The 20881-nt window shown below is 64.8% G+C and carries 20 protein-coding genes; 14 read left to right on the forward strand and 6 right to left on the reverse strand.

Annotation, left to right across the window (positions count from 1 at the left end; all coding sequences use genetic code 11):
• Positions 1–3 precede the first annotated feature (3 nt).
• The 4 genes from ACQ6S1_RS08845 to ACQ6S1_RS08860 all read left to right on the forward strand — a co-directional run bounded on the left by ACQ6S1_RS08845 (position 4) and on the right by ACQ6S1_RS08860 (position 5205).
• Positions 4–726 carry a lytic transglycosylase domain-containing protein gene (locus tag ACQ6S1_RS08845; RefSeq protein WP_445040809.1) on the forward strand — a complete coding sequence of 241 codons (723 nt, stop codon included), beginning with the start codon at positions 4–6 and terminating at the stop codon, positions 724–726.
• A 250-nt stretch (positions 727–976) separates the two neighbouring features.
• Positions 977–2740: a relaxase/mobilization nuclease domain-containing protein gene (locus ACQ6S1_RS08850; RefSeq protein WP_445040810.1), complete on the forward strand. Its 1764-nt coding sequence runs from the start codon at positions 977–979 to the stop codon at positions 2738–2740.
• Positions 2741–2756: 16 nt separating this feature from the next.
• Complete coding sequence (locus ACQ6S1_RS08855) at positions 2757–4751, forward strand: conjugal transfer protein TraG (RefSeq protein WP_445040811.1); 1995 nt, start codon at positions 2757–2759, stop codon at positions 4749–4751.
• 10 nt (positions 4752–4761) lie between these two features.
• A complete protein-coding gene (locus ACQ6S1_RS08860) occupies positions 4762–5205 on the forward strand; it encodes a CopG family transcriptional regulator (protein ID WP_445040812.1) in 444 nt (147 codons plus the stop codon).
• 141 nt (positions 5206–5346) lie between these two features.
• On the opposite strand, the gene ACQ6S1_RS08865 is transcribed toward ACQ6S1_RS08860, so the two are convergent.
• Genes ACQ6S1_RS08865 through ACQ6S1_RS08890 form a run of 6 tightly spaced genes read right to left on the reverse strand, consistent with a single transcriptional unit; the run spans position 5347 to position 9733 of the window.
• Positions 5347–6564 carry an MFS transporter gene (locus ACQ6S1_RS08865; protein ID WP_445040813.1) on the reverse strand — a complete coding sequence of 406 codons (1218 nt, stop codon included), beginning with the start codon at positions 6562–6564 and terminating at the stop codon, positions 5347–5349.
• On the reverse strand, positions 6561–7280 hold the full coding sequence (arsH, locus tag ACQ6S1_RS08870; RefSeq protein ID WP_445040814.1) for an arsenical resistance protein ArsH: 720 nt from the start codon (positions 7278–7280) through the stop codon (positions 6561–6563). The genes ACQ6S1_RS08865 and arsH overlap by 4 nt, the downstream gene beginning before the upstream one ends.
• A complete protein-coding gene (gene arsB, locus ACQ6S1_RS08875) occupies positions 7277–8365 on the reverse strand; it encodes an ACR3 family arsenite efflux transporter (RefSeq protein WP_445040815.1) in 1089 nt (362 codons plus the stop codon). The genes arsH and arsB overlap by 4 nt, the downstream gene beginning before the upstream one ends.
• Before the next feature lie 37 nt (positions 8366–8402).
• Positions 8403–8828 (reverse strand): arsenate reductase (glutaredoxin), encoded by a 426-nt coding sequence (arsC, locus tag ACQ6S1_RS08880; protein ID WP_445040816.1) that lies wholly within the window; start codon positions 8826–8828, stop codon positions 8403–8405.
• 7 nt (positions 8829–8835) lie between these two features.
• A complete protein-coding gene (locus ACQ6S1_RS08885; RefSeq protein ID WP_445040817.1) occupies positions 8836–9378 on the reverse strand; it encodes an arsenate reductase ArsC in 543 nt (180 codons plus the stop codon).
• On the reverse strand, positions 9371–9733 hold the full coding sequence (locus ACQ6S1_RS08890; protein ID WP_445040818.1) for an ArsR/SmtB family transcription factor: 363 nt from the start codon (positions 9731–9733) through the stop codon (positions 9371–9373). Before ACQ6S1_RS08890 ends, ACQ6S1_RS08885 begins: the two co-directional genes overlap by 8 nt.
• Positions 9734–9779: 46 nt before the next feature.
• Here ACQ6S1_RS08890 and ACQ6S1_RS08895 point away from each other — a divergent pair, with 46 nt between their 5' ends.
• The 10 genes from ACQ6S1_RS08895 to trbJ all read left to right on the forward strand — a co-directional run bounded on the left by ACQ6S1_RS08895 (position 9780) and on the right by trbJ (position 20858).
• The gene (locus tag ACQ6S1_RS08895) at positions 9780–10277 is read left to right on the forward strand and encodes a DUF6428 family protein (RefSeq protein ID WP_445040819.1); all 498 of its coding nucleotides are present in this window, start codon (positions 9780–9782) and stop codon (positions 10275–10277) included.
• A gap of 194 nt (positions 10278–10471) precedes the next feature.
• Positions 10472–11290, forward strand: coding sequence for a chromate resistance protein ChrB domain-containing protein (locus ACQ6S1_RS08900; protein ID WP_445040820.1), 819 nt, complete (start codon positions 10472–10474; stop codon positions 11288–11290).
• 10 nt (positions 11291–11300) lie between these two features.
• Positions 11301–12704: a chromate efflux transporter gene (chrA, locus tag ACQ6S1_RS08905; RefSeq protein ID WP_445040821.1), complete on the forward strand. Its 1404-nt coding sequence runs from the start codon at positions 11301–11303 to the stop codon at positions 12702–12704.
• A gap of 45 nt (positions 12705–12749) precedes the next feature.
• Positions 12750–13535 carry a sulfurtransferase gene (locus tag ACQ6S1_RS08910; RefSeq protein WP_445040822.1) on the forward strand — a complete coding sequence of 262 codons (786 nt, stop codon included), beginning with the start codon at positions 12750–12752 and terminating at the stop codon, positions 13533–13535.
• A 141-nt stretch (positions 13536–13676) separates the two neighbouring features.
• Positions 13677–15539: a heavy metal translocating P-type ATPase gene (locus ACQ6S1_RS08915; RefSeq protein ID WP_445041255.1), complete on the forward strand. Its 1863-nt coding sequence runs from the start codon at positions 13677–13679 to the stop codon at positions 15537–15539.
• A gap of 422 nt (positions 15540–15961) precedes the next feature.
• The gene (gene trbB / locus ACQ6S1_RS08920) at positions 15962–16945 is read left to right on the forward strand and encodes a P-type conjugative transfer ATPase TrbB (protein WP_445040823.1); all 984 of its coding nucleotides are present in this window, start codon (positions 15962–15964) and stop codon (positions 16943–16945) included.
• Entirely contained in the window at positions 16942–17319 is a 378-nt protein-coding gene (locus ACQ6S1_RS08925) for a TrbC/VirB2 family type IV secretion system protein (protein ID WP_445040824.1), read from the forward strand. The genes trbB and ACQ6S1_RS08925 overlap by 4 nt, the downstream gene beginning before the upstream one ends.
• Positions 17316–17597, forward strand: a complete 282-nt coding sequence (locus ACQ6S1_RS08930) for a VirB3 family type IV secretion system protein (RefSeq protein ID WP_445040825.1) — start codon at positions 17316–17318, stop codon at positions 17595–17597. The genes ACQ6S1_RS08925 and ACQ6S1_RS08930 overlap by 4 nt, the downstream gene beginning before the upstream one ends.
• Positions 17598–17607: 10 nt before the next feature.
• A complete protein-coding gene (trbE, locus tag ACQ6S1_RS08935; RefSeq protein WP_445040826.1) occupies positions 17608–20100 on the forward strand; it encodes a conjugal transfer protein TrbE in 2493 nt (830 codons plus the stop codon).
• Entirely contained in the window at positions 20097–20858 is a 762-nt protein-coding gene (gene trbJ / locus ACQ6S1_RS08940; protein ID WP_445040827.1) for a P-type conjugative transfer protein TrbJ, read from the forward strand. Before trbE ends, trbJ begins: the two co-directional genes overlap by 4 nt.
• Positions 20859–20881 lie beyond the last annotated feature (23 nt).

Genomic DNA, 20881 nt, shown 5'->3' on the forward strand with positions numbered 1-20881 from the left:
CCTATGCCCGTTCTCTGCATCCGGCAGGCGGGTCGGCGGTGCGGCGTTCGTCGCCGCATCGCCTCCCTTCTCCTTTCCGGCTTCGTCCTCGCCATCGCGCCGTCGGCCACCACGATGGCGCAAGCCGTGCCGGCCGAACGCCCCGAGATCGTCGGTCCCTACGCCGTGTATATCGCCGAGGCCGCACACCGTTTCGGCATGCCCGCGATGTGGATCGCGGCCGTCCTCGACGCCGAAAGCGCTGGCGATCCGCGCGCCGTTTCCTCTGCTGGTGCGCGGGGATTGATGCAGGTCATGCCCGATACCTGGGCCGAGTTGCGTGTCCGGTATCGGTTTGGCAACGACCCGTTCGCAGTGCGCGACAACATCATGGCCGGCGCCGCATATCTGCGCGAGATGTGGGACCTTTACGGCGATGTCGGTGCGATGCTCGCCGCCTACAATGCCGGGCCCGGCCGCTACGACGAATACCTCTCCACGGGCCGCCCCCTGCCGGCCGAGACGCGCGCTTACGTCGCCGCGCTCGCCCCTGTTCTCGGCGGCGAACCGCTGCCCGAAGGCGCGATTTCCCGTCCTCCCGTTCCGGCCGATTGGCGAGAGGCACCGCTGTTCGTTACGGGCTTCGACGCCGTTCCGACAGCGCCTCACTCGCCGTCGGAGGCGGCCGATCCGGCGACCGGCGAGACCATCTTCGTCCCCCGTGCAGGCGGCGGAGACCGGCCATGACCGGCTTCGCAACCTCGCGCGCGCTGGCGCATGGCCGGGCAGGAATGACGGAAGGGAGGGCCGATCTTCGACCTACGACAGTCGGAGGGCGAGATAAAAGCGGCACGCCATTTTGCCGTAAGCCATTGCCATCGCATGTCTTTTGGCGTGCCAGCCGGTCGGGCCGTGTGCCACGGCCAAGTGGTTTCTTCGCGATTTCAACGGCTTGCGCGACCCCAAGCCCGTTTGCGGACCTCCGAGGGAGGCCGGCATGAGCGACGGCGACCGCGATTTCAACGTCCGTCCGGGACGCATCCGCTCGACCCGCGCGCCGCGCCAGAAGAGCTTCGTCAATCAGGTGCTACGCGCCGCGCAGAAGGTCGGCCACACATCAACCTACAAAGCACCGGGCAAAGGTTCGTCCAATCGTGGTCGCTCGACCTTCGGGCGCGGCAGGAACAGCTTCAGTCGCACGCGCCTCTTCGGCTCCAATCGCCGCGTCGTGGTCAAGGCCCGTATCGCGCGCCATGGCGGCCGGGCCTACCGCGCCGCACCGCTCTCCGCGCATCTCAACTATCTCAAGCGCGACGGCGTGAGCCGTGACGGCGAGAACGGCATCATGTTCGACGCCGTGTCCGACGTGGCTGACGATCGCGGCTTCGCCGAGCGTTGCCAGGATGACCGGCACCACTTCCGCTTCATCGTTTCACCCGAGGACGCGGCCGAGATGACCGACCTCAAGGGTTTCACCCGCGATCTCGTCAAGCAGATGGAAGCCGATCTCGGCACCCACCTCGACTGGGTCGCCGTCGATCACTGGAACACGGACAACCCGCACGTCCATCTCCTTGTCAGGGGCGTTGACCAGACCGGCGCCGATCTCGTCATCTCCCGCGACTACATCAGCCACGGCCTGCGCTCACGCGCCGAGGAACTGGCCGGGATCGAGCTGGGACCGAAGCCGGAGCAAGAAATCCGCTCGGCTCTGGAAAAGGAAGTCACGGCCGAACGGTGGACGCGGATCGATGTCGAGATCCGCATCGCCGCCAACGACGTCGGCTATATTGACCTGCGGCCCGACAACCCCCGAGCCGGCGATCCCGAAATCCGACGCCTGATGGTCGGCCGACTCCAGCATCTCGAGAAGATGGACCTCGCCACATCGGCCGGTCCTGGCGAGTGGATGGTGGGACTGGAGGCCGAACGCACCCTGCGCGACCTTTCGATGCGCGGTGACATCATCAAGACCATGCACCGCGCCTTTTACGAGCAGGGGCGAGACCGGGGCGTCGCCGATTTCGCGATCGACGCCGGCAAGGCCGGCCCACCCATCATTGGTCGGCTGGTCGACAAGGGCTTGCACAACGAGCTGACCGGCGAAGCCTATGCCGTGATCGACGGCACGGACGGGCGCGCGCATCACGTCCGCTTCCGGGGCGTCGACGCCTTCGAGCACGCGCCGGGGATCGGCGGCATCGTCGAGGTGCGCCGGTTCGGTTCCCCAAACGATGAGCGGCCGACCCTGGTGCTCGCCAATCGCTCCGACCTCGACCTGCAAAAGCAGGTCACAGCGCCCGGAGCCACCTGGCTTGACCATCGCCTTGTCGAGCGCGAACCCATGCCGCTCGCAATGGGCGGGTTCGGCCGTGAAGTGCGCGATGCGATGAACGCGCGGGCCGGCCATCTCGCCGACGAGGGCCTCGCCCGTCGTGAGAACCACCGCATCATCCTGCAACGCAATCTCCTGGCGACGCTGCGCCGACGGGAACTGGATGCGGTCGGCGACCAGCTCTCGGCCGAGACCGGCCTGCCGCCCCAGCAGGCCGAGGCCGGCGAGCATGTCGCGGGCGTCTATCGCCGTCAGCTCACCCTCTCCTCCGGGCGCTTCGCGATGATCGACGACGGGCTTGGTTTCCAGCTCGTGCCCTGGTCCCGCGAGATCGAGAAGAAGCTTGGCCAGCACATCGCAGGCGTCGCGAAGGCAGGCGGCGGCATCGACTGGAGCCTGGGCCGCAAGCGCGATCTCGGCATCTGACGAAAGGAACTTCGCCATGACGCAGACCAAAATCCTCTGGGGCCAGATCATCATCGTCTCCCTGATCGTGCTGACCTCCGTGTGGGGCGGCACGCAGTGGGTGGCCTGGCGTCTCGGATTCCAGCCTCAACTCGGTCAGCCCTGGTTCGAGTTGTTCGGGTGGCCGGTCTATTTGCCGCCGTCACTGATGTGGTGGTGGTTCTCGTTCGAGGCTTACGCACCGCGCATTTTCTGGGAGGGCGGCATCATCGCGGCCTCGGGCGGCATCCTGTCGATCGCCGTCGCCATCACGATGTCGGTGATCCGGGCTCGTGAGGCGACCGGACTCGACACCTACGGCTCGGCACGGTGGGCCGAAAAGAGGGACATCGCGGCGGCGGGCCTGCTCGGTCCGGATGGCATCGTGCTCGGAAGGTTCGAGCGGGACTATCTCAGACACGACGGGCCGGAGCATGTGCTGTGCTTTGCCCCGACACGGAGCGGCAAGGGCGTTGGCCTCGTCGTCCCCACGCTGCTGACATGGCCCGGCAGTTGCGTCGTCCACGACATCAAAGGCGAAAACTGGCAGCTCACTGCCGGCTTCCGCGCAAAGCACGGCCGCGCGCTCCTGTTCGATCCGACCAACGCGCACTCTGCCGCCTACAATCCGCTGCTCGAAGTGCGCAAGGGCGAGTGGGAAGTCAGGGACGTGCAGAACGTCGCCGACGTGCTCGTCGATCCGGAAGGTTCGCTGGAGAAACGCAACCACTGGGAAAAGACGTCGCACTCGTTGCTTGTCGGCGCGATCCTCCACGTCCTCTACGCCGAGGGCGACAAAACCCTGGCCGGCGTCGCTTCATTCCTTTCCGATCCACGCCGGCGCATCGAAACGACATTGAAAGCGATGATGGCCACGCCGCACCTCGGCGAGAAGGGTCCGCATCCCGTTGTCGCGTCGGCTGCACGTGAGCTGCTCAACAAATCGGACAACGAACGCTCAGGCGTGCTCTCGACGGCGATGAGCTTTCTTGGCCTGTATCGCGATCCCGTCGTCGCCCACGTCACGCGCCGCTGCGACTGGCGCATCGCCGACCTTGTCTCTGGCGAGCGTCCGGCCAGCCTCTACCTCGTTGTGCCGCCGTCGGACATCTCGCGGACAAAGCCGCTCATCAGGCTCGTGCTCAACCAGATCGGCCGCAGGCTCACCGAGGATCTGAACGCCAGGGATCAACGGCATCGCGTGCTGATGATGCTCGATGAGTTTCCAGCTTTGGGGCGGCTGGATTTTTTCGAAAGCGCTCTGGCCTTTATGGCGGGCTACGGGATCAAGAGCTTCCTCATCGCTCAAAGCCTCAACCAGATCGAGAAGGCGTATGGGCAGAACAACTCCATCCTCGACAACTGCCATGTCCGGGTGAGCTTTGCCACCAACGACGAGAGGACGGCCAAGCGCATCAGCGACGCTCTTGGGACCGCGACCGAGCTGAAGGCCATGCAGAACTACGCTGGCCACCGCCTGGCTCCGTGGCTGGGACACCTGATGGTATCGCGCTCGGAGACCGCTCGGCAGCTTCTCACCCCCGGCGAGGTGATGCAGTTGCCGCCAGACGATGAGATCGTGATGATCGCCGGCTCGCCGCCGATCCGGGCAAAGAAGGCGCGCTACTTCGAGGACGCCCGCTTCACAGAACGCGTGCTTCAGCCGCCCGACCCGACGACCGAGCAGCGCGTCTCCCATGCCGATGGCTGGTCGGCGCTTGGGCCCCGACGGCCGGATGCCTCGCTCCTCGCCGAAGTCGACAAGGCCGAGCAGGACGGCGCCAACGCCGGTGTGCGCCGGGAGCCTGAGCTGCCGCAACATGTCGAGATCGTTCATGACACCACCGAGCCGACCCCCGAACGTGAGTTCGCGCTGGTCGAGGACAATGCCGAGGACCGACTGCGGCAGTCCCAGAACCAGGCGCTACGGCGCCAGATGCGTAGCGTCGCCCGTCAGGTATCGATGAACCCCGGTGACGGAATGGACTTGTGAGGGAACACCAATGCGCCGCCGCATGAACTGCTATTTCGATGCCGAGCTTCACAACCAGATCGTTGATGCCGCCGCTCGCAATCGCATTGCGCAAACGGCCGTGGTCGAGGCCGCAGTCGCCTCCTATTTCTCGCCGGACGGCGCCGACCGGCGCGAGGCCGCCTTCACCCGTCGCCTCGACCGCTTGTCGCGCCAGCTCATGCGGCTCGAGCGCAATGTTGGCGTGACCGTTGAGACAATGGCCCTGTTCGTTCGCTTCTGGCTTGCCGTGACGCCGCCTCTCGATCCCGATGCGCACGCCAGCGCGCAGGCAAAGGCACGCCAGCGCTACGAGGGCTTCATCGACACGCTCGCCCGCCGCGTGCAGGCGGGCGAAAGCTTCCTGAATGAGATCCCCGACGACATTGACAATCGAACGGCGGCCGACGAAGCCGAAGGTGCGCCTCGGCAATGACGGCACGAGGGGCCTCTTACTGGCCTCAAATAGACAGCTCACGACCTCATCTCTGCCGTTCATGGCTTTGAAGTGTCTGCCTGAAAGCAGCCCTTTACAGGACTTGTCGAGAGTTCTGCGACGGCAAGCATGAGATAGCCTTCATTCCTGCGCAATTGAATTTCCTTTCACCGGTCCCCATAGCAGCGCGACGAGCGCGAGATTGGCGACGGCGAGAACGGCCAGCGCCATAAGGGTTTGATCGGTTCCCGCGACCGAAAGCAGGATCGTGCCCACGGTCGGGCCGATAGCTTGGGCGAGGAGACTGGGCCGGGCGAGCCGCCCCATGATCGGCGCATAGCGGGAGGGACCGAACAGGGCGAGCGGGAGTGCGCCCTTGGCGATCGAGAAGATGCCATTGCCGGCCCCGTAGAGGATGAGCGACAGGCCGATGATGGGGAAACCAGCCGCGAGCATCACCATCCCCGCCGCGCTCAGGAGGGAAGCGGCCGCGAGCGTCCAGAAGGGGTGATGCCTCCCCCCGCTCGCCATTTCGCCAATCCGGCCGGCGACCTGGGCCGGGCCGATCAGCGCGCCGAGTGCTACGGCTTCAGCCAGCGACAGCCCGCGTTGCTGCAAGAGGGTCAGCAAATGCACCGATATGATGGTGACGCCCAATCCGGCCAGCACCACGATCGCCATCATGGTCAGATAGGCCCGGCGCTCATGGTCGCGCAGCGCGATCGGGGGAGTCTGGCTTTTGCCACCGATTGGCTTGGGCCTGCCGTTGCTCGGAAGGACCAGCAGCACGAGCGGCAGGCAGACCGCGAGATGGATGGCAGCATAGGCCATGCAGGCCCCGCGCCATCCCAAATGCTCCAGAAACACGGCCGAGAGCGGCCAGCAGACCGTGCTTGCGAAGCCGCCCCACAAGGTCAGGGTAGTGATGGCGGATCGGGCGGAACGGCCATAGTAACCGCCGAGCGTCGCAAAGGCCGCGTCATAGAGGCCGGCTCCCATGCCGACACCGAGCACGATCCATCCGAGGACGAACACCCATAGGGACGGCGAAACCGCAAGGGTGACGAGACCGCCAGCGAGCAACAGGCAAGCTACAGCCAGGACTGGCCGCCCGCCATACTGGCCGATGGCGTCACCCACGCGCGGAGAAACGATGCCGGCCGCGAGCAGGCCGATAGAGAGCGCGCCGACGATCCACGAAAGCGGCCAACCCGTATCAGTAGCGATGGGGGCGGCGAGGACGGCCAGCAGGTAATACGAACTGCCCCATGCGAATATCTGCACAATGCCGAGCACTGAGATGATCGGCCACCTTCTTGCGCCCGACGACGAATCCGTTTGAGCAGGCAGGTTCGTCATCCCCTGACGCTCTTGAGAGCCATGCGCTCTTCCAGCTTTTCGGCCGTTTCTTTGCGCTCGCTGTAGCGGTCGGTGAGATAGGGAGCGACATCGCGGGTGAGGAGCGTGAACTTCACCAGTTCCTCCATCACGTCGACCACCCGGTCATAATAGGATGAGGGCTTCATCCGGCCCGCTTCGTCGAACTCCTGATATGCCTTGGCGACCGAGGACTGGTTGGGGATAGTGAGCATCCGCATCCACCGGCCGAGCACACGGAGTTGGTTGACGGCATTGAAGCTCTGCGAACCGCCCGAAACCTGCATCACGGCCAGGGTGCGGCCTTGAGTCGGACGAACCGCACCGACCGCGAGCGGTATCCAGTCGATCTGCGCCTTGAGGATTGCGCTCATGGCACCATGGCGTTCGGGGCTCGTCCAGACCTGGCCCTCGGACCATTGCGACAGTTCCCGAAGCTCTTGCACCTTCGGATGATCGACAGACGCACCATCGGGCAGTGGTAGCCCGTGCGGGTCGAACACGCGGGTTTCCGCACCGAAATGGTTGAGCAGGCGTTCGGCCTCAAGCGTGAGCAATTTGCTATAGGAGCGTTCCCGCAACGAGCCGTAAAGCAGCAAAATGCGCGGCGCATGAGCGGAAGGCGTCGTTCGCAGGCGCTCGATAGATGGGTTGTCGAGCGCGGCGTGCACCACATTGGGAAGGTCGGAAACCGTCACGGCTTGACCTCCGCCGGCATTGCAACCGGCGCTTCTTTTTCTGGAAACCACCTCGCGCCGAGCCTGAGCGCGACATGGACGAGCAGGATCAGCGCGGGCACTTCCACGAGCGGACCGATGACGGCGGCGAAAGCCACCGGCGACGCAAGGCCGAAAGCCGCGATGGCGACCGCGATGGCCAACTCGAAATTGTTGCCCGCCGCCGTGAAGGCAATGGCCGTGGTGCGCGGATAGTCTGCCTCGATCAGCCGGCCCATCGCAAAGCTGATGATGAACTGGATGATGAAATAGAGTGCCAGCGGGATCGCTATGCGTAGGGCATCGAGAGGCAGCGCCACCACGTCTCCGCCCTTGAGGCTGAACATGGCGACGATGGTGAACAGCAACGCGGCCAGCGTTATCGGGCTGATGCGCGGCAGAAATTCGCGCTCATACCAGTCCTCACCCTTGCGGGCGACAAGGATGCGTCGCGTCAGGAACCCGGCGAGAAATGGGATGCCGAGATAGATCAGCACCGCCTCGGTGATGGTCCAGAAGCCCACGTCGATCACGCTGCCTTCCAGCCCGAAGAGAGGCGGCAAGACGCTGAGGAAGAACCAAGCATAGGTCGAGAAGAACAGAATCTGGAAGATCGAGTTGAAGGCGACCAGACCTGCGACATATTGATTGTCGCCGCGCGCGAGCTGGTTCCACACCAGCACCATGGCGATGCAGCGGGCGAGCCCTATCAGGATCAGTCCGGTCATGTATTCCGGGTGGTCGCGCAGGAAGATCACGGCCAGGGCGAACATCAGCGTCGGGCCGATAATCCAGTTTTGCACCAGCGAGAGGATCAGCACCCGCTTGTCGGAAAAGACGCGGTGCAGTTCCTCATAGCGGACCTTGGCGAGCGGCGGATACATCATCAGGATTAGGCCGATGGCGATCGGTATGTTGGTCGTGCCGATCGACATGGCGTTGAGAGCGTCCGGCAAGCCGGTGAATATCGTGCCAAGCACGACGCCGAACGCCATCGCGGCGAAAATCCACACTGTCAGATAACGGTCTAGGAAACCAAGGCGGGACGCTGGCTTGAGGGAAGCCATTCGTATTCTCCAATCAAGAGGCTTGCGGAGGTCGAATTCAGGCGGAAGCGACGCGCCGCCCGTGTTCGTCGACGACGCGCTCGCCGTCTTCTTTCAGGAACTCCCCGCGTTGCTGGGGCAGCAGATCGAGCACGGCTTCCGACGGGCGGCAGAGCCGAACGCCCTTGGGGCTGACGACGATCGGACGATTGATGAGGATTGGATGCTCCATCATCGCATCGAGCAACTCTGCATCGCTCAAGCTCGGATCGTTCAGGCCAAGCTCGCCGTAGGGCGTGCCCTTCTCACGGATCAGCTCGCGCACGGAAATGCCCATGCGCGCGATGAGCCGGACGAGCAGCGTGCGGGACGGCGGCGTCTTGAGATATTCGATGACATGCGGCTCGACGCCGGAATTGCGGATCAGGCCGAGCGTGTTGCGCGAGGTGCCGCAATCGGGGTTGTGGTAGATTATGACGTCCATTGCCGCCTCACGCCGCGCTGTCGCGGGGCGACGTCGCGCCGTCACTCTGGCCGATTTCGATCAACCTGGTGCGAAGGGAGGACCTGTCGAGGCTGGCGAAGGGAAGCGCGGCAAAGATCGCGGTCCGGTTCCTCAAATAGCGGAACGCGGTCACGAATGCGGTTTGGCGCTCGATCTCCGTGCCCTTGACGGCGGCGGGGTCCTCGATCCCCCAATGCGCCGTCATCGGCTGGCCCGGCCAGACCGGACAGGCTTCACCGGCAGCGTTGTCGCAGACGGTGAATACGAAATCCATGACAGGGGCGTCAGGCCCGGCAAACTCGTCCCATGCCTTCGATCGCAGGCCATCGGTGGGATAGTCGAAGTTCGCCAGCGTCGTGACGGCGAGCGGGTTCACTTCACCCTTGGGCTGGCTTCCGGCGGACCAGGCGCGAAAGCGGCCCACGCCGTCCTTGTTCAGGATGCTTTCGGCGAGGATCGAGCGAGCCGAGTTCCCGGTGCAGAGGAACAGGACATTGAAGATGCGTTCGGGCGTGGTGGTGTCAGGCATGGGCGTTGTCCTTTGTGGGAACACAACAGGAGGCGAGCGCGGCGACAGCCGGGGTGCAAACTTCGGGATGACCCTGGCAGCAGTCGCGCATGAGAAATTCGAGCAGGCCGGACAGCGCCGGGTAGGCGGCGCTGTAGATGATGGAGCGCCCGTCCCGGCGCGACTCGACGAGGCCGGCTTGTTCAAGGTGACTCAGGTGGAAGGACATGCGCGACGACGATGCGCTGTCCATCGCTTCCCCGATCGCGCCGGCCGGCATCCCTTCGGGGCCGGCCGTGACCAGCAGGCGCACGATGCGCAGGCGGGTTTCCTGGGAGAGCGCCCCGAAGGCGGAGAGGGCTTGCTTTTCGTTCATGGATGCCTCAACATTTCAAGAGTAGTTGAAATATGGATACACGGACATGAATGTTCACGCCAGCCCTTTAATCACGGAATTTCCCGATGACGCCTCGCTCGGGGCGATCCTCGACGTATTGGAGGCCCATGCCGACAAGGCGCTTGTCCTCGCCTATGGCGACGGACAACAGGTGCAGGCTGGCTATCACATCACCGAGGTCAAGGCCGGTTCCTTCGTCACGCTCGATTGCGGGGGCAATCCCGATGCGTGGCGGGAGACGGTCTTGCAGGTAGAGGATATTCCCCCGACCGAGAGCGGCACGCCCATGACCGTCGCCAAGTTGCGGTCGATCTTGGGCAAGGTCGGCGGCAGGGTCCAGCTCGACGCGGACGCGCGGCTAACTTGGGAAGTGAGCCGGCCCGGTGATCCGATGCAGGTCTATGACGTGGCCGGCGTCGAGATCGAGAGCGACCGGGCGATTGTGCGGCTCAGCCCACGCCCGGCGATCTGCAAGCCCAGGCATCGTGCGCAGCAGGCGGGAACGCCGGCCTGTTGCGGGTAGGCTCGGCCGAGCCGCCTTGTCGTGCAATTCCTAAAGCTCGTTACGTCACTTGAGTTTGTCGCAAAAGGTGTCGCAGGTCTTGCGGGACTTTTCGCTTCCGACTAGACAGGATGTAAGGGGCTATTCGCGATTGCCCCGTGAGGCGACAGCCCAAAGATCGCGTCCAATCTCCCCAAAGAGAGGGATGGACGCCCATGCCGTCAAACACTGAAATCACGACACCCCAACTTACCCGCCTCATCGGCCTGCCGAACGCGCCGACCATCATCGACGTGCGCGTGACCGAGGATTTCGACGCCGATCCGCGTTTGCTGCCGGCTGCACAGCACCGTGACTTCCAAGATGTTGCCGCCTGGGCGGCCGGTCTTGGCGACGGAAATGTCGTCGTCGTCTGCCAGACCGGAGGAAAGATCAGCCAGGGGGTTGCCGCCTGGCTTCGCCACTCAGGTGTGAAGGCCGAGACCCTGGAAGGCGGCTTTGAGGCATGGCGGGCTTCGGGCGGGGTGCTGGTGAGAACCGAAAAGCTGCCGCCGCGCGACCGCGAGGGTCGAACCGTTTGGGTGACACGAGCACGGCCGAAGGTTGATCGCATCGCCTGCCCCTGGCTCATCCGCCGGTTTGTCGATCCGCGTGCCGTGTTCCTTTTCGTCGCCGCTTCCGAAGTTCAGAAGGTGGCGGAGCGTTTTGCGGCAGTGCCCTTCGATATTGACGGCGTGTTCTGGAGCCATCGCGGCGAGCGTTGCACGTTCGACACCATGATCGAGGAATTTGGCCTCGCATCCGATCCGCTCGAACGTTTGGCAACGATCGTGCGCGCGGCGGATACGGCGAGGCTTGACCTGGCTCCGCAAGCGGCCGGCTTCCTTGCCGCTTCGCTGGGTCTGTCCCGCATGTTCCGTGACGATCTGGAACAACTCGAAGCGGGCTTCCTGCTTTACGACGCGTTCTATCGCTGGTGCCGCGACGCGACCGAAGAAACGCACAATTGGCCCTCCGGGCAGAAGCCGGCGTGAGGGCATTGCAATGACGATTTCTGTTGCACCAGATGTAGCCACCAGTGCGCCCACAACGCCGACTCTGGGCGAAGCGACGAAGGTGTGGGCCAGGATCGGCCTCTTGAGCTTCGGCGGGCCAGCCGGTCAGATCGCATTGATGCACAAGGAACTGGTCGATGACCGCCGCTGGATCGGCGAGCAACGGTTCCTTCACGCGCTCAATTACTGCATCTTGCTGCCGGGGCCGGAGGCTCAGCAGCTCGCCACCTATATCGGGTGGCTCATGCACCGCACCCTCGGCGGCCTCATCGCCGGCATCCTGTTCGTCCTGCCCGGCGCTCTCATCATGCTGGCGCTCAGCATCCTTTTTACCCTCTACCGCGATGTTCCGCTGGTGGACGCCATCTTCTTTGGAATCAAAGCAGCGGTCCTCGCCGTCGTTGTCGAGGCCGTCCTGCGCATCGGGCGGCGGGCTTTGCGGAACCGGGTGATGGTCGCGATCGCCGTTGCCGCCTTTGTCGGCATCTACGTCCTGCGCATCCCTTTTCCGCTCATCATCCTGATCGCCGGGATTGTTGGCTGGGCTGGCAGCCGCGCAGCGCCCGCGCTGTTCACCGCCGGCGGACATGGTTCGGGCGGGACTACGCCCGACGCCGCTGGCGTTATAGATGCCATGTTTGAACGGGGCGAACTTGGTCATGCCACTCCGTCGTGGAGGCGTGCTGCTCGCGCCTTGGCGATCGGCCTGCCGCTCTGGCTCGGGCCTGTCCTGCTGTTGTGGCTGCTGACCGGTCAATCGAGCGTCTGGACACAGATCGGCACATTCTTCACGACGATGGCCGTCGTGACATTCGGTGGTGCCTACGCTGTCCTTGCCTATGTGGCGCAAGCCGCTGTCGAATCGTTGGGCTGGCTGGCCCCAGGTGAGATGGTCGACGGGCTTGGGCTTGCCGAGACGACGCCGGGGCCGCTGATCCTGGTGCTGCAATTCGTCGGCTTCCTTGCCGCCTATCGCGATCCCGGTACGCTCGATCCGTTCCTGGCTGGCAGTCTCGGCGCGCTGCTCACTCTTTGGGTGACGTTCGTACCCTCATTCCTGTTTATTTTCGTGGGTGCGCCCTATAGCGAGGCGCTGCGCGGCAACAGGTCGGTTTCAGCAGCCCTTACCGCGATCACCGCTGCCGTCGTCGGCGTGGTGATGAACCTGGCGATCTGGTTTGCCCTGCACGTTGTCTTTGGGGAAGTCCGTAGCTTCGAGGTCTTCGGTGTTGGACCGGACTTACCGGTGCTGGCGTCAATCGACTGGCGGGCGGCGCTGCTGTCCGTTGCGGCCATGATCGCAATGCTGCGGTTCAAGGTCGGCATGATTCCGACGCTAGGAGCCTGTGCCGTGGCGGGGTTATTGCTGCAACAACTCCCGGCGTCGTTCTGAGCGCGCCCCGGTTTTCTATCATGCAATCTTACAAAAGGCGGTGACATGGCCGATCCCGTGATCGAAGCAGAATATATCTCACAACTCGACAGCCCGCGCCTGCTTGATGTGCGCGACCCGGACGTGTTCGAGGCTGGCCATCTTGCAGGCGCGGCGCGCGTGCCCATTGAGACTTGGATCGAGGCGGCCAAATCGGAGGATACGTCCTTTGTTAATCTCGACTACTGGCAAGGCCAGTTCGCGGCGCTCGGGCTGTCGAACACGGACATGGCTGTCATCTTCGATGACGGGCGCATGACGGAAGCGGCGCGGGTTTGGTTCGTGCTTCAATTCTTCGGGGCCAACGCCGTTATTGTGAATGGCGGCTGGCCGGCGTTGAAACAAGCAAATATCGACGGATCGACAAGACCCTCTCGGTTTGGGGGTGCGTTTGTGCCAAGGGCAGGTGCCGGCACCGTGGGCCTTGTGGATCGGTCTTCGCTGAAGATGGGACTGAAGGATTCGGCCATCTTCGACGCCAGGACCAATGCCGAGTTCGCCGGCACCAATCTCAAGAACAACGCACGCGGCGGTCATCTTCCCGGTGCGAAGCTTCTGCCCCATGCCGATCTCATAGAGAAAGGCCATCTCAAATCTGCTGAAGCCCTACGGATGATGATAACCGCAACGGGATTCCAGCCGGGAGATCACATCGTTACTCACTGCGACGGCGGCGGCCGCGCTGCTCTGGCAGCTATCGCCGCAGTCCGTGCCGGATTTGATGATGTGAATGTCTATTACTTGAGCTTTTCGGACTGGGCGAAGGACGAAAGCTGCCCGATAGAGCGATGAGCACGTAGCCGGATATCTTGGCCGACTGGGCGCGGGCTGTGTATGTCCGGTCCGAAGCGATAACATCCACATCTACCCAGCCACTGCCGCAAGCGGCACAGCCAGGAAACGACATTGCCGTCCGACTTTTCATCCGACCGCATGATGACGGCGCTGACCGGCGTGACGTTGGTTGGAATGGTTCTCGCGACGTTCGATGGCTTCGCGATTTCCGGCCCGTGGGGTCCTCTGGGCCTCGCCCTGGTGTATCTCGCCGGCGGGGTGCCTACGGCAGTGCGGGCACTCGCGGCGCTCTGGCGCGAACGGGTGCTCGACATCGACCTCCTGATGATCGTGGCCGCCATAGCCGCCGCCGCCGTCGGCGCGGCGCTGGAAGGGGCGGTGCTGCTGACGCTCTTCAGCCTTTCGACCACGCTCGAGCAGCGCGCCATGGGACGGGCGCGACGCGCGGTCGAGGCGCTGATGGCGCTCCGGCCGGATACCGCGCTGCGTCGAAGCCCGGACGGCTCGGTGACCGAGGTGTCGGTCGCTGACCTTTCCCCCGGCGACGTGGTGGTGCTGCGCCCCGGCGCGCGGGTGCCGGCCGACGGGGTGGTGCTCGAAGGCGAGGGCTCGCTGGACGAGGCGACGATCACGGGAGAATCGATGCCGGTCGAAAAGCGCCCCGGCGCGCAGGTGTTCGAGGCGACGGTGAACCTCAACGCCGTGCTGGCGGTCACTATCACCCGTTCGGTTGCCGATAGCACTGTGGCCCGGATGATCCAACTCGTGACCGAAGCCCAGGCGGCGCGCGCGCCGTCCGAACGCTTCAGCGCATGGTTCGGCCAACGCTATACGATAGCGGTGCTGGCTGGCTCGGGGCTAGCATGGGCGGTGTTCCTGTGGCTGGACTGGCCGATGCAGGAAGCGCTCTATCGCGCCGCAACGCTCCTGGTCGCGGCCAGTCCCTGCGCCATCGTGATCTCCGTGCCTGCGGCAATCCTGTCGGCACTGGCCGCGGCGGCGCGCGGCGGCGTTCTGTTCAAGGGCGGTGCGGCGCTGGAGACGCTGGCCGAGGTTCAGACCTTCGCCTTCGACAAGACCGGCACGCTTACCACCGGCAAGGCCGAGGTGACGCACATCGTCGCGCCGGGAGGCGAGGAAACATTCCTGTCGCTGATCGCGGGGCTGGAGGCGCAGTCCGAGCATCCGATCGCCGGCGGGATCCGCCGCTATACCGAGATGCGCGGCATTCAGCCCGCCGAGGTCCATGATGTCGAAACCGTGCCGAGCGAGGGGATCGTCGGCCGTGACGCGACCGGCGCGATCTGGGCCGGCAACTCGCGCATGGCGGCGCGCATGGGAGCCGATATTCAGGGGCCGGAGTTCGCCGTGCTGGCCGAGGCGGCGCAGACGGTGACCTGGCTCGGGCGTGGCGACCAGGTCATCGGCGCCCTGAGCGTCGCCGATCGCCCGCGCGAAACCTCGGCAGCCGGGCTTGCCGCACTGCGCAAGGAGGGGGTGGGCGCGATCACCATGATGACCGGCGATCGTCGCCCGGTGGGTTTGCGGATCGGGGCGAAACTGGGCTTTTCGGCCGAGAATGTCCATGCCGATCTTCTGCCCGAGGACAAGGTCCGGTTGGTCGGCGAACTGGCTTCGCAGGGCCGGGTAGCCTTCGTGGGTGACGGCGTGAACGACGCGGCTGCGCTGGCGCGGGCTGACGTCGGCATCGCCATGGGCGCGGCCGGCAGCGAGGTCGCGCTTCAGGCCGCCGATGTGGCGCTTTTGTCCGATGACATGGCTCGCCTCGCTGCCGCACACCGCCTGGCGCGGCGCACGCAGCGGGTGATCCGCCAGAACCTGGGCTTCGCCCTGGGGATGATGGTGCTCCTCGTCACCTCGACCCTGTTCTTTAACCTTCCGTTGCCCTTGGCTGTTCTCGGACACGAGGGCGGCACGGTGCTGGTGGTACTGAACGGGCTCAGACTCCTCGCAGATCCAATCAGGAGTGTTCGACGATAGGCAGCATCAAAGATGGGTTGCGCGCGTCTACCTCCTCTGGCACCCGCCCATCGGCAGACGGCAATAACCCGCAGGTTAAGAAACGACCGCTTTCCTACGTTCTGGTGTAGAAGCTGCCAGTCCCGTTTCCACCCCGCGCCGGCCGCAGCGGCGTATTTAAGGCCCTTGACCGCAATGACCCCAAATTGGACGCGATACCGTGCGTCCCGTCACCGGCTGAAGACACCGTCAATCAAACTGATTCGCGATTCCTTCGCGATTTTCCTCGCGATCCTGTAACGGCGACTCCGCCGTTCTCCTGTCTTTGCACGCCAAGGCACTACTACGATCAAATCCCTGTTGCATAAGCACTTTTTCCGGTTCTCTTAATCGTCCCCGAGGCGCGGCGATCCATCCCGCGCACGAGAAAGACGGGGACTGGAATGGCGGACTTCAGCCGGCAATCAGAGGCGACGACACGCGGGGCGCGGATGCTGCGCACTGCGATGGGTCCGGCCATCGCCGGCTTCCTCGAAGACACCCGCGTCGTGGAAGTCATGCTCAATCCGGACGGTCGCCTGTGGGTCGACCGCCTCTCTGAGGGGCTCGCCGATACGGGAGAGCGGCTTTCGCCCGCTGACGGCGAACGCATCATACGGCTAGTGGCGCATCATGTCGGTGTCGAGGTGCATCCGCGCTCCCCGCGCGTCTCCGCCGAGTTGCCCGAGACGGGCGAGCGGTTCGAAGGTCTCCTGCCGCCCGTGGTCTCGTCGCCGGCTTTCGCGATCAGAAAGCCGGCGGTCGCAATCTTCACCCTCGACGACTATGTGGCCGCGGGGATCATGGAGGCCAGCCAGGCCGAGGTGCTGCGCATGGCGGTCGCCGCGCGCAAGAACATCCTCGTCGCCGGCGGCACCTCGACAGGCAAAACAACGCTCACCAATGCGCTCTTGGCCGAGATGGCCAAGAGCGACGATCGCGTCGTCATTATCGAGGACACGCGCGAGCTTCAGTGCAGCGCGCCCAACCTCGTCGCCATGCGCACCAAGGACGGCGTGGCGACGCTCTCCGATCTGGTGCGCTCGTCGCTGCGCTTTCGGCCCGATCGCATCCCTATCGGGGAAGTTCGCGGAAGCGAGGCGTTGGACCTCCTGAAAGCTTGGGGCACCGGCCATCCCGGTGGCGTCGGCACCATCCATGCCGGTAGCGCTATCGGCGCACTGCGTCGTCTCGAGCAGCTCATCCAGGAAGCCGTCGTCACCGTCCCGCGCGCTCTGATTGCCGAGACGGTTGACCTGATCGCCGTGCTCTCCGGCCGCGGCGCCGCGCGCCGTCTCTCCGAACTTTCCGCCGTCGATGGGCTCGGCCCGGACGGCGACTACCGCCTCAAGCCCGCAACCCTTGGCCCCGACGGAGACACGTCATGAACCCGGAACGAAAGTCCGTGCGCCCGGCACGCCGCCTGCGCAGTCCGACCTATTATCGATTCATCTTCGGCCGGCTCAGCACCGCAGGAATCGCTGCCGCCACGATGCTTTACACGCTCCCGGCCTATGCGGCCGGCTCCTCGATGCCGTGGGAAGCGCCTCTGGAATCCATCCTCGAATCCATCGAGGGGCCGGTCGCCAAGATCATTGCGGTGATCATCATCATCATCACGGGCCTAACGCTCGCATTCGGCGACACCAGCGGCGGCTTTCGGAGATTGATCCAGATCGTATTCGGTCTGTCGATCGCCTTCGCCGCGTCGAGCTTCTTCCTGTCCTTCTTCTCATTCGGCGGTGGAGCGCTGGTCGGATGAACGGTCTCGGAGATCACACCGGGCCGATCACCGGCTTCTTCGCGCCGGTCCACCGCTCGCTGACCGAACCGATCCTTCTGGGCGGCGCGCCCCGCGCCGTCGCCATTGCCAACGGCACAATCGCCGCAGCGATCGCCCTCGGCCTGCGCCTCTGGCTCGCCGGCCTCGTCATCTGGGCGATCGGGCATTTCGCAGCCGTGTGGGCTGCGCGACGCGACGCGCAGTTCATGGACGTGACGCGCCGGCACCTGCGCTATCCGCCCTTCATGCGCTCGTGAGGGGATGATCATGCTGAACCTCGCCGAATACCGCAATCGAAGCGCCCGTCTCGCCGACTATCTGCCCTGGGCCGCTCTTGTCGCGCCGGGCGTCGTGCTCAACAAGGACGGAAGCTTCCAACGCACCGCGCGCTTCCGGGGCCCGGATCTCGATTCAGCCACGCCGGCCGAGCTGGTTGGCACGACGGCCCGGCTTAACAACGCGCTGCGCAGGCTTGGCAGCGGATGGGCGGTGTTCGTCGAAGCGCAGCGCGTCCAGGCGACCCACTATCCCGACAGCCGGTTTCCCGACGCGGCCTCCGCCCTGATCGACGTCGAGCGGCGCGAGCAGTTCGAGGCCGAGGGCGTCCATTTCGAGAGCCGCTACTTCCTGACCTTCCTGTGGATGCCGCCAGCCGAGGAGGCGAGCCGCGCCGAGAGCTGGCTGTATGAGGGCAAAGCGCGCACCGGGGTCGACCCCTGGGAACTGCTCGCCGGGTTCGTAGATCGCACCGATCGCATCCTCCAGCTTGTCGAAGGCTTCGTGCCGGAAGTCGACTGGCTCGATGACGGCGAGACGCTGACCTATCTCCATTCCACCGTCTCGACACGGCGCCAGAAGGTCCGCGTCCCCGAGGCGCCGATGTATCTCGACGCGATTCTCGTGGACGAGCCGTTGGCCGGCGGTCTCGAACCGCGCCTGGGCGAGCATCATCTGCGCACGCTCACAGTCACGGGATTTCCCACCGCCACGTTCCCCGGCATTCTCGACGAGCTGAACAGGCTGGCTTTCGAGTATCGCTGGTCGACGCGGGCGATCCTGCTCGACAAGACGGACGCGACCAAGCTGCTTACGCGTATCCGTCGCCAGTGGTTCGCGAAGCGCAAGTCTGTCGCGGCCATCGTCAAAGAAGTGATGACCAACGAGGCGTCCACGCTGCTTGACAGCGACGCCGCCAACAAGGCGCTCGACGCGGACATGGCCCTGCAGGAGCTGGGCAGCGACGACGTGGGCGAAGCCTACGTCACCGCCACGGTCACGGTGTGGGATCGCGATCCGGCGATCGCGGTTGAAAAACTCCGGCTGGTCGAGAAGATCATTCAGGCGCGGGATTTCACGTCGATCCCCGAAACCATCAACGCGATCGAAGCCTGGCTCGGCTCGTTGCCCGGCCAACCATACGCCAACGTTCGGCAGCCGCCGGTCTCGACGCTCAACATCGCCCACATGGTGCCGCTCTCGGCCGTGTGGGCGGGGCCGGAACGGAACGATCATCTCGGCGCGCCCCCGCTGCTTTACGGCAGGACCGAGGGATCGACTCCGTTCCGGTTCTCCCTTCACGTGGGCGACGTGGGCCACACCCTCGTCGTTGGTCCGACCGGCGCGGGGAAGTCCGTGCTGCTGGCACTGATGGCGCTCCAGTTCCGCCGCTACGAGAACAACCAGATCTTCGCCTTCGACTTTGGCGGCTCGATCCGAGTCGCCGCGCTCGCAATGGACGGCGACTGGCACGACCTGGGCGGCGGGCTGAGCGACAGCGCAGACGCGACCGTCTCTCTCCAGCCACTCTCGCGTATCCATGATGTTCCCGAGCGAGCATGGGCGGCGGACTGGATCGTGTCGATCCTCAGCCGCGAGGGCGTCCAGATCTCCCCCGACGTCAAGGAGCACCTGTGGTCGGCGCTAACCTCGCTGGCCTCCGCGCCCGTCGACGAGCGCACCATCACCGGGCTTTCGGTGCTGCTGCAATCGAACGAGTTGAAGCGTGCCCTGCAACCCTACTGTGTCGGCGGTCCCTGGGGCCGACTGCTCGACGCCGAGCGCGAGCACCTCGGCGAGGGTTCGGTGCAAGCTTTCGAGACCGAGGGCCTGGTGGGCACCGGCGCTGCATCTGCCGTGCTGACCTACCTGTTCCACCGCATCGAGGGCCGCCTGGACGGCCGCCCCACGCTCCTCATTATCGACGAGGGTTGGCTTGCGCTCGATGACGAGAACTTCGCCGACCAGCTTCGCGAGTGGCTGAAGACGCTCAGAAAAAAGAACGCAGCCGTGATCTTCGCCACGCAGTCGCTTTCCGACATTGGCGATTCCGCGATTGCGGCCGCGATCGTCGAGAGCTGCCCGACGCGTTTGTTCCTGCCCAACGAACGCGCCATCGAGCCGCAAATCCTCGCGATCTACCGCAAGTTCGGCCTCAACGACCGCCAGATCGAAATCCTGGCGCGGGCGACACCGAAACGCGATTACTATTGCCAGAGCCGTCGCGGCAATCGCCTGTTCGAGCTGGGCCTGGGCGACATCGCTCTCGCCCTCTGCGCCGCATCCTCCAAGCAGCACCATGCCCGCGTCGACCGCGTGCTCGCCGCCAGCGGCCACGACCACTTCCTCGAAGCTTGGCTCGGCGAGTGCGGACTCGGCTGGGCAGCCGACCTCATTCCCGACCTTGCAAACATTGCCGGCAGCGACACGGCGCCGGCCGATGTGCCGCTCCCCAACCAGCCTCCGAAGGAGATCGATCAATGACCACCAATCCCACGCGCCGGCTCGTCGGCGCCAGCGCAATCGCGCTCGCACTTGCATCCCCACTTGCGCTCGCGCCCGTCATTTCGACGCCGGCTCATGCGCAGCTCTTCGGCTTTGGCCGGATCGTGTTCGATCCTACAAACTACGCAGAAAACCTTCTGACCGCAGCGCGTTCTCTCGAGCAGATCAACAACCAGATTCAGTCGCTGCAAAACGAAGCGCAGATGTTGATCAACCAGGCGCGTAACCTCACCAGCCTGCCGCACTCGTCACTCCAGCAGCTCCAGCAGGCTGTCTCGCGAACGCAGCAGCTTCTCGGTGAAGCGCAGCGCATCGCCTTCGACGTTCGGGAGATCGACCAGATCTTCGACAATCAATACGCCAATGTCGATCTCTCGATGACGGACCGTCAGCTCGTCGATCAGGCGCGAGATCGTTGGGGCAACACGGTCGGCGCGCTTCAGGACGCCATGCGGGTCCAGGCGGGCGTCGTTGGCAACATCGACGCCCAAAGGACCGAGATGTCCGCCCTGGTCGGGCAGAGCCAGAACGCCGTTGGCGCCCTCCAGGCGACACAGGCGGGCAATCAGCTCCTCGCGCTTCAGGCACAACAGCTCGCTGACCTTACCGCCATGCTCGCCGCCAACGGCCGCGCCACCGCCCTCGTCGATGCCGAGCGTGCGGCTGCGGCTGAGCAGGGGCGCGTCCAGCGCCAGCGCTTCCTCACCCCCGGTCCCGGCTACCAGCCGGGCAACTAGAGCCCGACCGGAAAGGGGGACAC

The sequence above is a fragment of the Terrihabitans aquatilis genome, assembly GCF_052542005.1.